Consider the following 12344-nt stretch of genomic DNA (forward strand, 5'->3'; position numbering starts at 1 on the left):
CCATATCAAAATCAGTAAAATAGTAAAGTTTGATTACACTTTTGAATTATAACAAAAAAGACACAAAGTGTCTTTTAAAATCATTTATATAATAGGTTCATCAGTTAATGCATCGTTATCTGTATTTAAGTCTAACGTATCATCTGTAGATGTATCTTTATCATCCGATGGTACATCCATACTGTCAGATGATTGATCAATACCGTATGCTTCACGTACTCTAGCATAAATTTCTTTACGCATTTGTTCGTGTCCTTCTGAATCCAAAAATTCTTTAACTTTTTCGCGTCCCTGTCCAATACGTTCACCTTCGTAAGCGTACCAAGCGCCAGATTTATCTACGATATCTTTCTCTACAGCCAAATCAATTAATTCACCTGTCTGAGAAATGCCTTTTCCATACATAATATCAACTTCGGCAACTCTAAATGGTGGCGCTACCTTATTCTTAACAACCTTAACTTTAGTCAAGTTACCCGTTACTTCACTACCATCTTTGATCTGCGTTGAACGTCGTACTTCCAAACGAACAGTTGAATAGAACTTCAATGCACGTCCTCCAGGTGTTGTTTCTGGATTACCAAACATGACACCTACTTTTTCACGTATCTGGTTGATGAAAATCGCAATTGTTCCTGTACGATTAAGCGTTCCCGCTAATTTACGTAAAGCTTGACTCATCAATCGCGCTTGCAAACCAACATGGGCATCTCCCATTTCCCCTTCAATTTCAGCTCGTGGTACCAATGCAGCAACTGAATCAACAACAATCATATCTACAGCCCCAGATTGTACTAATGCATCGGCAATCTCTAAGCCTTGCTCTCCAGTATCTGGTTGAGATAATAGTAATTCTTTTGAATCAACCCCTAATGCTTCAGCATACTTCACATCTAATGCATTTTCAGCATCAATATACGCTGCTGTACCACCTTGCTTTTGTACTTCGGCAACCGCATGTAAAGCAATTGTTGTTTTACCTGATGATTCAGGACCGTATACTTCAATGATACGACCTTTTGGATATCCACCAACGCCTAATGCAATATCTAGCTTAACCGACCCTGAGGGGATTGTTTCAACTCTTGTTAGGTTATTATCACCTAACTTCATAATAGAACCCTTACCAAAATTCTTTTCTATTTTCTTTAGGGCTTCTTGTAATGCGGCTTCACGACCATCATTTTTATCTTTAGTTTTCACCGTTTTTTGGTTACCATACAACCCACTCCTTTAATGTCTACTCAACTAGTCTACATGTTTATCAAGACAAAATCAAGCATTTTACGAACAAACGTTCGTCGACTCATGTCTATATTATTATACGAAAAAAGCGCTTATCGCGCTCATAGTCCATCAGCAAAAACATTACGATTTTGCCAAAAATAATCAATACCTGAATAAATAGTAAAAATAACTGCAATCCATAAGAGAATTTCTCCAATTGGAAAGTTGACAACTGAAAGTGGCCAATTATGCATATACAAAAAGAAAATCGCAAACATTTGTGAGAATGTCTTAATTTTACCTGGCATCTGAGCTGCTAACACTTTTCCGTTATTTTCAACAATAAGTGTACGTAAACCAGTAACCGCTAACTCTCTAATAACAATAACAACAGTCATCCACGTCGGTACAATACCGAAACTTGTTAAGAAAATCAAAGCTGTAATGACTAATAATTTGTCCGCTAATGGGTCCGCAAACTTTCCAAAATTCGTAACCAAATGTTGTCGTCTTGCAATTTGCCCATCCAAGAAATCAGTCAAAGAAGCGACTGCAAAAATAATAGCAGCCCACAGCCAGTTGGTTGGGACAGACGCACCCAACCAATGAAGTGTCGTCCACTCATAAGGCAAAGACAGTACTAAAATAAAGACTGGAATTAAAATCATTCTGAATATTGTTAATTTATTGGGTAAATTCATTCTTTTACAACCTTTAGTCCTTTAGATTAAATAATACATTCCAAAATATTGTCGTATTCCCCGAAATGGTCACAGATTTACCATCAACCGTTAATTTTGCATTTGCAACATTAGTGAACTGTACATTAAATGCCTTGGCACTACTTGGAATGGTTACTGTTTGTTCTTCGCCTGCAGTCAACGTCTGGTCAAGTAAGATTGTGCTATCATCTGTATTCACCTTAACTGCTGTTGCGCCGTTTTGGCCGACAATTTTAACACGATGCGTCTTATCTGCACCATTCTTAATACTATACGTCGTTGTTTGTAAAGCAGTATTAATTTGTGGTTTGCTTAAGCGAAGTTTAGATTGTGATTTTGATGTATTAGTACTACTCTGTTGCTTTTTGCTTGATGACGATGTAGTAGATGATTTTTTATCGACAGACGATGTTGTGACAGATACCTGATTATTATCTAAATTATCTGTCGTTCCACTCATATGTGTTGTCATAAACCAAATGACACCCAACGCAATCAACACCAAAATTATCCATAATATTTTGGCGATATGATGAGAAATTAAACTACCAACCGCCGAACTATTATGTTGATTTCGAGCACGCACAATATCATCCTTGTCACGATGCGCACGACTCAATGAACTCGTACGTGATATTGAAGCTGGCGCTTGATCACCCAATAATTCTTCGGGATGAATATCAACAGCAAGTGCATACTGTCTAATAAAAGCACGCACATAAAAATCACCAGGGAGCCTACTGAAATTGTCATTTTCAATCGCTTCCAAATAACGCAATTGAATTTTAGTCATTTTCTGAACATCGTCTAGTGTTAAGTTTTTTGATTGGCGCGCAGCCTTTAGCTGTTCACCAATATGTTTACTATTTAGTGATTCGCTCATATTCGTCCTATCATATCTATACTACTGCTGTTGTAGTATAAACCGTTGTAAATGTACTGTGCGGTACAATATCTCCGCACCTGTCAAAATATCTTCAAATGTTAAGTTTTGTATTAACATCACTTGATCAAATAAATTAATGCCAAATAAAACATCATCTCCACGTAATGCAATGCTTTCTAGCGAATTGAGTCTTTGTATACCCTCTCCTAATGTCGCGCGTCGTATTTGTTCAAAAGATTCGCGACTTTCTAGTAGCACTTCTTGATATTGATCAAGACGCTTTTGAATTGCCTCTGTTAACGCTACAATTTCAGTTGTTTCAGCTATAATACTAACAAACTGATATTCACGTATCAAGTCATAAGACACACTAAATTCAGTATCAATAATACCTTGACTATATAATGACTGGTACCAATCGGTCTGTTCACCAAATAGCATATCATTAACAATGTCAGCGACCTCAGACATTTTAGCGCCTGCCTTACCTTTAAGGATATCATGTTGTATGCGCAGACCAAAAGCAACTTTTGGCCGTACTACAGAAAATGATGCTGTCATGTTTTGTTCTCGAGGAGCATTAATCTCATTTGTTATTTTTTAACATCTACTGATTCAATGACTTTTTGTGCTTGATTCTGATGAATTAATGCTAAAATTTCATCTGGATCAAAGCGCCCAACAATTTGTAAATGTAATTGAGATGGTTGATAAAAAGCACGATGAATTTGATATAGGAGTTCCGGTGTAATTAATGCAATAGATGCTTGCGTTCCAGCTATATCTGTCGCCAATGCCGTATCAGGATACATTAGGTTCAATAAACCCATGTAAACTTTCCAATTTGGATCATCAGCATACATTTGAATTTCTTGCCCTATAATCCCTTGTTCTTTAGCCACTGTTTGTTGTGTAAAATAAGGTGCCTGAACAAAATCTAGTAAGTATGACAACGCTGATGAAAAATTTTGAGACGTGGAGAATAAATAACTCGTTTGGTATGCATTCGTAAAAGCATTCGCATCTGCACCTAAAGCGCCAAATCCAGCAAAAGCATCGCCATCTTCTTTTTCAAACAATTTATGTTCTAAAAAATGTGCTGTCCCGGGCGGAATAATGATAGGTTCTTCATTATTAATTTGAAAAGCCATGTCTAATGCACCATACTCTGTTGTGATAACTGCAAAAGTTTTATGATAATTATTTTTTGGTACTAATGAAACACGTAAACCATTAGGTAATACATCTTCAATAACGTTTTCTTTTAATTGTGTATATTTTTTGTTTTCATATTATCCCTCAGGTAAAAGTACAAATCGGTTTTGTAGTATTACTTCTTGTGATAATTGCTGGACCATTTGCGGTGTTACATTTTGCACATAATTAATCCATTGCTCGGCTGTTGTTTGTCGCCCTGTTAATAAGCGCGCAAAGTTCTTTTCAAGTTGATGAGCTGGTGAATCTTGCTGACTCAAGTAATCATTAATTGTACTTGCTTTAATTGCCTCTAGGACATCCAGATCGATGTTGCCGGCTTGTATATCTTGTAATTGTTGTTGAATCATCTCATCAGCACTTTGAACTTGTGCTTTATCTACACCAGCTAATACCGTCAAATAGCCAGTATCTTGTTGCCAGCTTGAAAAGATACTATAAGCTAATGACTGCTGTTCACGGACATTAGTAAAGAGTTTTGAAAGCGGTGATCCACCAAATAACGCATTTAAAATCAAAGCTGTAAATCGACGACTATCATTAGCTGGAATATTCAAATGATAGGCCAAGGTTAAAATAGATTGATTAATATCTGATTGTCCTTCTGACTTAGATATAACGGATTCTCTCAAATGTGGTTGATAAAATGGTTTAACAACTTTTGGTTTTCGAGAAACTAGCGGCCACTGACTCACTAATTCCAAAATATGCGATGCTTGAATATCTCCTAGCACAATAATACTTATTGTATCGGTCATCACCATTTTATGCCATGCTTCATATAATGAAGCAGCCGTAACTTGCGATACATCTGTCGCTCGCCCTAAGCTAGACAGCGTCATTTCTTCTTCAGCAAAAGTAATTTCTTTAAGTTGAGACATCGCATAACGCCGCTTATCATCACGAAGACTGGCCAATTCATTGCATAGACTTTGTTGTTCTTTAGCAAATATCTGTTGATCAAACTGGTTTTCACTTACTTTAGGGGAAAATATCATCTCTCCTAAGAAGTCAAATGCTGAAGCTAATAATTGTGTTTGTTCGCCGATATAGCTCGGTGCGGGTAATTGTAAGTCAAAACGCACATGATGCGTCTGACCAAACCGCATAACATCTGTTTGATACCGCGCCCCATACAAATCAATTAATTTTTGTGCAACATCTTGTTGGTTTGGATAAGCTTTCGCACTTGCTGATTGTACATAAGATAATAATGCACGTTCACTAATATTTTGTGTCGCGAGTTGTGCTGTAAAATCTACTGATATGTTTAAAGTTTTAAATTGTGTGGTGGGTATCACAACTAAGTTAACACCATCGGATAATTGTATTTTTTCATAGAATTGGGGAGAATAACCTACTAAATTTTTGTTTGAATTTCATCCAAATTGACTGTTGATCAAAGTAATCTTGCGTCAATTGTAAGGACTGTGCGACATCTTCATTAAACTGTAATTCCAATTGGGTTGCTAGTTGACGATCATAGATAAATGCATTAGCTTCAAAGTTCAGTGAGAACGACCGAATATCCATATTAGCTGAACCGACGGTTGCTACCTCATTATCAATGATGACAACCTTACTATGCAAAAAGCCACCTTCATATTGGTATACTTCTGCGCCCCAATTAATCAATTCTTTAGCATAGTATTGGGTAGCACGATAAACAAAAGGATGATCTGGTTTGTTTGGAATCATTAATCTAACTTTAACACCTGACATTAAAGCAATTTCTAAAGTCTCTAATATTGGCGAATCAGGTATAAAGTACGGTGTTTGGATAATAATTTCTTGCTTAGCAGAAGCAAACATTCGCATGAAACCTTGCTTAATTTGATTCACTTGACTGTCTGGTCCACTGGTAACAATTTGTACCATTGATTTACCTGGTAATTCGATATTTTCAGGAAAATATTGCGCAGTATCAATTAATAGTTCATTAGCTTCTGCTGTTGCATTCCAATCCATTAAAAATCGGCTCTGCATCGACAACACAGCATCCCCATCCATTCTCAAATGCGTATCGCGCCAGTTACCAAATTTAGTGAATTCGCCAAGATACTGATCGCCAACATTGAAACCACCAATATAACCGATTTTGCCATCAATAATCGCAATTTTACGATGAATTCTAAAATTAAATCTTAGTGCTAATAATTGAAAACGACGCATCAAAAAGGGATAGCAATTCCCCCTGCGCGACGTAACGGGCGATATAATCTGTCGTGCCGGCCATGAGAACCAAACTGATCATAAATAATACGAACTTCGACACCTTCGCGTGCTTTTTGTGTTAATAACTGAATTAACTTTTGACCAATATTATCATCAAAAATTGTGAAATATTCCAAATGAATATGGTGTTTGGCTTTTTGGATATCTGCTAAAAGCGCGTCAAATTTTTCTTGACCTGTTTGAAAAATTTGAATGTCATTGCCTCGCGTTAGCATAGCATTATTAGTTTTTAAAAAGAGATTAACTAATTCAGTAGCCGTAATTGGAATAGGCAATAACTTCTCTGCTTTTAACAAAACACGACGTTGATTATTGGCAATTTGTTCCAGTCCACGCTGTTCTTGCGTTCTTAATCGAAAAATTTTTTGTTCGATATTCGACTACCCGCAAAGTAAAAAATAACAAATCCTAGTACTGGCAACAGTAACAAGACTAATAACCAAGCCCAAATTGTTGCAATATCTCTTTTCTCACTAAAAACAGTTAAAATTGCACCAATAACGTTAATTAATAAAATGCCGACAATAATTATAATAACGGTTTCTGCTAGCATTTTGTTAAACTCCTATCTGGTGATTTACTGTTATACAATAATACCAGTCTACCAGTTTTTAGCATGGAATACAGCAAAAAAAATGCATTAATATGGGAAATACATCCTATTATTTAAATAGCTTACGCGATTTATTTTGCATAGCATCAAGTGGGTCATTTAGCCCCATGGATAGCATTTAAAGTTTAGATAAGCATGCGCATATCATATTATCCTCATCGCTTATTTAACTATCGTATCTGCTCATAATTTTTGGGTCAATCATTTATTTTCGAACTTTCAAAATCATATGATGACAAATAAAAATAACCTTAGAAAGCTTATCATTCAACTTTCCAAGATTATTTTAACGCACCAACATGCTTACTGTGCTTTACCAAACCATTTTTTCTCTAACTGTGCCATACGGCCATCTTTTTAAATGCAGCTAGTTGTTCATTAACCTTCTGACGTAATTGCTTATCTGACTTACGGAAACCAACACCGTTTTTATCGACAGGGAAGCCACCGGTTGTAATTGTATAATTATCTGGATTAGATTGGTGTGCGACATAATATCGTGCGTAAACTTCATCAATCAGCAAACCATCAATACGTCCCGCATTCAAGTCATTAAATGCTTTGTCAAAAGTATCATATCCGACAGCCTTTTGATTTTTAATATAATCTCTTAAAACCTTAGGTTGTGCATTGAGTACTTCATCACCACTCGAAGCAGTTTGGTTACCCAAAACCTTATCTTTCATATCAGAAAAACTATTGATATTGTTTTCTTCAAAGTAACAAGGAGCTGGGTATTATTGTAGTAAGGATTTGAAAAGGCAACCTTCTTTTTTCTTGCATCAGTGATAGTATAACCATTCCAAATGGCATCAATGTTACCGTTATTTAATTCAGTTTCTTTCATTGACCAATCAATTTGCTGCCACTTAACCTTAACACCTAATTCCTTAAAGACTGCATTCGCTAAATCAACATCAAAGCCAACTAACTTACCTTTATTATTTCTAAAGCCCATAGGTACAAATGTATCATCTAAACCAATAGTGATTTGCTTGTCTGATTTAATTCGGTTCCAACTATCACTTTGCTTTTGAGATTCTGTTGTTGTACTTTTATTATCTGATTTTGTAAAACTGTAAACACCAAAAGCAATCAATATAATAACGATTAAACCAATAATACTGTTAACCAATGTTTTTTATTTTTCATTATCTCTTCTCCCTAGATTAACGCTCAACTTCTGTCGCAAAATCAAAGACACGGTCCGAAATCATTTTGGCAAAAGGCTCATCGTGTGTAATCACCAATTGCGTCACATTCTTCTTTTTTGAGATCTTTAATGATCTCAGCAACTTGATAGGTCGATTGCTCATCCAAACCACTTGTTGGTTCATCATAAGCTAATATTTGAGGTTGCATGGCTAATGCACGTGCGATTGCAACACGTTGCTTTTGCCCACCTGATAATTGATACGGAAATAATTTTTCCTTATCTGACAATCCTAAAGAATGTAGCAATTCTCTAGCTAATTTTTTGGCTTGATCTTTCGCCATTTTCTGTACAGTGATTGGTGCTAACATCACATTATCCAATACTGTGTAGTTTGGAAAAAGGTTGAAATCTTGGAAGATCAAACCAATGTCAGCAGTATTTCGTTCCTCGCTAACACTCACTGCTTTGTTGTCCAAAAACATTTCACCAGCATTGGCTGTCTCTAGGCCAGCTACAATTTTGAGAAGCGTTGTTTTACCAATACCTGATGGCCCAACAATACTCAATACTTCACCATCAGGAACTGTTAAATTCAAATTCTTGAAAATCATATTTGTGTCATATTGTTTCGTTAAATTTTTCAGTTCTAACATTTCTTCTTACCTCCAAATGTTTAAACGCTTTTCACTATTGCGCAAAACCAAAGTCACAATCGCTGTCATTAACAAGTAAAGCAAACCAACAAGTAAATACGGAACCAATGTCACGTCACGGCTGGCAGCAATATTTCCTGCACGCAGGATATCTCCCAAACCAATAACATAAACTAATGAAGTGTCTTTAACTAAGTTAATCACTTCATTTCCAACAGATGGTACGACAATTTTGATGACTTGTGGCAAAATGATTTTGAAGAATGTTTGAATTTTATTAAATCCTAATACCTTAGCAGCATCATATTGGCCCTTGGGTACTGACTGAAGACCCCCACGGAATATTTCAGCCAAATATGCTGCGTAGTTAATGATAAAAGCGATAACGGCCGCTTCGAATCTCGGAAAAGAAATACCCATCATACCTAAACCATAATAGATGAAGATAAGTTGTAGTAATAATGGCGTACCACGCATAATCCAAATATAACCATTTAACAGCCATCGAATTGTAAAAAATTCTGAACGCAAACCCAATGAAACGAGAATGCCTAAAGGAATTGACCCAATTAAAGTGACAAAGAAAACACCCAGGGTTGATTGTAAGCCATTTAACAGACTTGGTAATATTTCTAAAAGATAGGCCATAATAATATACTCCATTTCAATCTAATTGTATTAAAAAATCCTCTTACAGTTTAAAAAACCATAAGAGGACGCCGTTGCGTGTTCCCACCCCAATTTATACTTCACTCACATAAAGTATCTCATACAGTCTCATGTTATTATGAAACAAAAAACGCCATCCTGATGCGTTAACATCAAGAGGGCGTTCGAACGCGGTTCCACCTCTTTAAGCAACACCATATCACTATGATGAACTCAATAAGTCTAAGACTGTGTGCTATAACGGGCACCAGCCGATGTAATCTACTTCATTCAATCACACACTCACAGATGTGGTTCGTTCTTATCTAGTACTTATTTTCACCAATCATAAGCTCTCTAATAACAAGATAAGAATTACTCTTCTGTTCAACGATTTTTAATATACTCTTATTCTACTAAAATTTTATAACTTGTCAACATTAATTTAAAACTTGGAAAAAAGACCATGTCGGATAATAGAAAATTGCGCCTATAAAAACATTCAATATAACGGTTGGCACAAGCTGATAAATTAAGAAATTAAGCAATGAAATATTAGCAATACCAATAATAAAGCCTGCAAAATAGGTGATGATTAAATAAACAACGATACCGATTAACAATAGTAATAGACCCGCTATAATTCTCTCATCTAACCAATAGTGTAACTGTTTCATTATTAACGTACCCAATAGAAACGCAATAATATATGTCCCAAAGATACCGGTATAATAAGCATCAAACATCACACCAATCAATAATACATACCACCAAAATGGGATGTCTTGATAAACTTTAAATTGAATACCAAAAAATAACCAAACAAATGTTAGCATTGGTAAAATATGGAATGGGAAGTGCGTAAAATAACCACCTAGGGCAGACATTAGCGTACCATCTAGGAAGAATAAAATTAACAGGATAACCGGATAAACAAATTTCAAACGTGTAAATTGCCAGAACGCCATTAATTGTCCCCCATTTTGGATACTGCAACCATAACCGTTGTAATATTACCCAAATCTGCAGCTGGTTCAATATAAATTTTCTTAGTTAAACCATAATCATCTTTAGCAACACTGGCAACTTTTCCAACAAATAAGCCACTCGGAATCACACCACCTAAACCAGATGTTTGGATGAGATCACCCTTTTTTATTTTATTATCGGAGGTAACTTGGCCCATAATTAATTGATTCTTTTCACGATTAAAGCTTGTTACGATACCATTAACATCGCCATCATCACCTTTAACCGTGATAGCAAACCGGTTCGCTGAATCGCTTGTATCAGAAATCAATGCGACTTTTGCATTAGTTGTGTTGACTTCACTAATACGACCAATAATACCAGATCCTGCTAAAACAGGCATTCCTTTCTTAAGACCAGAATTAGTACCTTTATCAATGACTAACTGCGATTGCCATGTTGTTGGTGAGCGACTAATAGTTACCGCTGACACTGTTTGATAATCAGTTAAAGTTGCTTTTAACTTTAATTGTTGCTTTAATGATTTATTTTCTTCTTCAACAGTTTGTAGTCTCACCTTATCTTGAGCAAACTGATCCACTTCCGATTTTAGTTTTTTATTTTCTTCAAATGTTGATAATAAATTACCAATACTATTAGCTGATCTGCCAATCGCATTTGTGGGTGCAGCTAATATACGACTTGCTCCACCGGCCAAATCATTGCTAAACCTCTGTAGAAAAGGTGGCGTATTAGTTCGTTTTGCAAACCAATTAGATCCTGTTATCAAACCTACAACCACAAGAAATACAACCATGGCTACAACTACACTGCGTGATGAGAATATTCGCCGCATTATTTGCCCCTTTATCTAAAATAATTCATTCCCTATAAAAATAAAAGCGTAGCGCAAGCGCCACGCTAGTGAAAATACAAAATATTAATTCTGACGCATGACGTCAATAGACTTTAAAGCTTCACCGGTACCAATTGCTACTGCATCTAAAGGTTCATTGGCGATTAAGACAGCAACTTTGGTTGCCTCTTGTATCACACGATCCAAATCTCTTAACAATGCACCACCACCAGTTAAGACCATACCATGATCAATAACATCGGCAGCTAGCTCTGGTTGTGTTGCTTCCAACGTCTCTCGGATAGCTGCCACAATTTCTTGTACTGGCTCTTGAATGGCCACTGCAACATCTTCAGCTGTAACGTCAATTGTTTTGGGTAAACCAGTTAGTAAATCACGGCCACGAACAGATGCACTAGATAATGTTCTTGCCATTTCCAATGAAGCTGCTCCAATTTCTATTTTTAACCGTTCAGCCGTTGGTTCCCCGATGGTAACATTATATTTATTGCGTACAAAGTTAGCAATTGCTTCATCTAACTTATCACCAGCAATACGAATTGATCGACTGGATACAATACCGCCTAATGAAATAGTCGCAACATCCGTTGTACCACCACCCATGTCTACTACCATTGATCCAGTAGGATCCATCACGGGTAGTCCTGCACCAACAGCAGCAGCAAAAGGCTCTTCAATAACATAAGCATCACGTGCACCAGCAACACGCGCAGCATCAATAACGGCACGACGTTCAACTGCCGTAACACCGGATGGTACGCCAACCGTAACATACGGTTTACCAATACGACCACCCAATGCTTTTTGTAAATAATAACGAATCATTGCGACCGTTGTATCATAATCCGCAATGACACCATCTCGCATAGGTCGAATTGCCGCAATACTAGCAGGTGTCCGTCCAAGCATCTCTTTGGCCTCTGTTCCAACCGCAACGACCTCATTAGTCTGTGTGTTACGTGCTACAACAGAAGGTTCACGTAGTACGATCCCACGACCTTCAATATATACATATGTATTTGCTGTTCCTAAGTCGATACCAACGTTTCGTTGTCCAAATGAAAATGCCACGATATTTGCCCTCTTTTGTCCTTAACTTATAGTATTGTAGCATATTTTAGTACATCATTTGTACATTTTTAC

General features: G+C 36.5%; 8 protein-coding genes, 4 pseudogenes and 1 other annotated feature. All 12 genes and pseudogenes read right to left on the minus strand.

All coding sequences use genetic code 11. The features are described 5' to 3' along the window. Nucleotides 1–84 precede the first annotated feature (84 nt). Nucleotides 85–1224, minus strand: a complete 1140-nt coding sequence (gene recA / locus LEUFL_RS0108280) for a recombinase RecA (protein WP_010008747.1) — start codon at nucleotides 1222–1224, stop codon at nucleotides 85–87. A 122-nt stretch (nucleotides 1225–1346) separates the two neighbouring features. Then, nucleotides 1347–1928: a CDP-diacylglycerol--glycerol-3-phosphate 3-phosphatidyltransferase gene (gene pgsA / locus LEUFL_RS0108285; RefSeq protein WP_010008749.1), complete on the minus strand. Its 582-nt coding sequence runs from the start codon at nucleotides 1926–1928 to the stop codon at nucleotides 1347–1349. A gap of 13 nt (nucleotides 1929–1941) precedes the next feature. Beyond that, nucleotides 1942–2832 carry a RodZ domain-containing protein gene (locus LEUFL_RS0108290; RefSeq protein ID WP_010008751.1) on the minus strand — a complete coding sequence of 297 codons (891 nt, stop codon included), beginning with the start codon at nucleotides 2830–2832 and terminating at the stop codon, nucleotides 1942–1944. A 21-nt stretch (nucleotides 2833–2853) separates the two neighbouring features. Beyond that, a pseudogene (gene yfmH / locus LEUFL_RS12230) lies at nucleotides 2854–4088 on the minus strand (EF-P 5-aminopentanol modification-associated protein YfmH). Nucleotides 4089–4127: 39 nt separating this feature from the next. Next, nucleotides 4128–5381, minus strand: coding sequence for an EF-P 5-aminopentanol modification-associated protein YfmF (gene yfmF / locus LEUFL_RS0108300; RefSeq protein WP_029508737.1), 1254 nt, complete (start codon nucleotides 5379–5381; stop codon nucleotides 4128–4130). A gap of 4 nt (nucleotides 5382–5385) precedes the next feature. After that, nucleotides 5386–6838, minus strand: a pseudogene (gene cls, locus LEUFL_RS12235) (cardiolipin synthase). A 363-nt stretch (nucleotides 6839–7201) separates the two neighbouring features. After that, nucleotides 7202–8033: pseudogene (locus LEUFL_RS12240) on the minus strand (amino acid ABC transporter substrate-binding protein). 34 nt (nucleotides 8034–8067) lie between these two features. Continuing rightward, nucleotides 8068–8707 (minus strand): annotated as a pseudogene (locus LEUFL_RS12245) (amino acid ABC transporter ATP-binding protein). Nucleotides 8708–8713: 6 nt separating this feature from the next. Next, nucleotides 8714–9355 carry an amino acid ABC transporter permease gene (locus LEUFL_RS0108320; RefSeq protein ID WP_010008755.1) on the minus strand — a complete coding sequence of 214 codons (642 nt, stop codon included), beginning with the start codon at nucleotides 9353–9355 and terminating at the stop codon, nucleotides 8714–8716. 174 nt (nucleotides 9356–9529) lie between these two features. Next, nucleotides 9530–9755, minus strand: a binding site (T-box leader). A 40-nt stretch (nucleotides 9756–9795) separates the two neighbouring features. Beyond that, nucleotides 9796–10323 carry a rod shape-determining protein MreD gene (gene mreD / locus LEUFL_RS0108325; protein ID WP_010008756.1) on the minus strand — a complete coding sequence of 176 codons (528 nt, stop codon included), beginning with the start codon at nucleotides 10321–10323 and terminating at the stop codon, nucleotides 9796–9798. Then, nucleotides 10323–11180, minus strand: a complete 858-nt coding sequence (mreC, locus tag LEUFL_RS0108330; protein WP_029508738.1) for a rod shape-determining protein MreC — start codon at nucleotides 11178–11180, stop codon at nucleotides 10323–10325. Before mreC ends, mreD begins: the two co-directional genes overlap by 1 nt. Before the next feature lie 84 nt (nucleotides 11181–11264). Continuing rightward, the gene (locus LEUFL_RS0108335; protein WP_010008759.1) at nucleotides 11265–12272 is read right to left on the minus strand and encodes a rod shape-determining protein; all 1008 of its coding nucleotides are present in this window, start codon (nucleotides 12270–12272) and stop codon (nucleotides 11265–11267) included. Between the last annotated feature and the right edge of the window lie 72 nt (nucleotides 12273–12344).

The sequence above is a fragment of the Leuconostoc fallax KCTC 3537 genome (genome assembly GCF_000165675.1).
GTDB classification, from domain to species: domain Bacteria; phylum Bacillota; class Bacilli; order Lactobacillales; family Lactobacillaceae; genus Leuconostoc_B; species Leuconostoc_B fallax.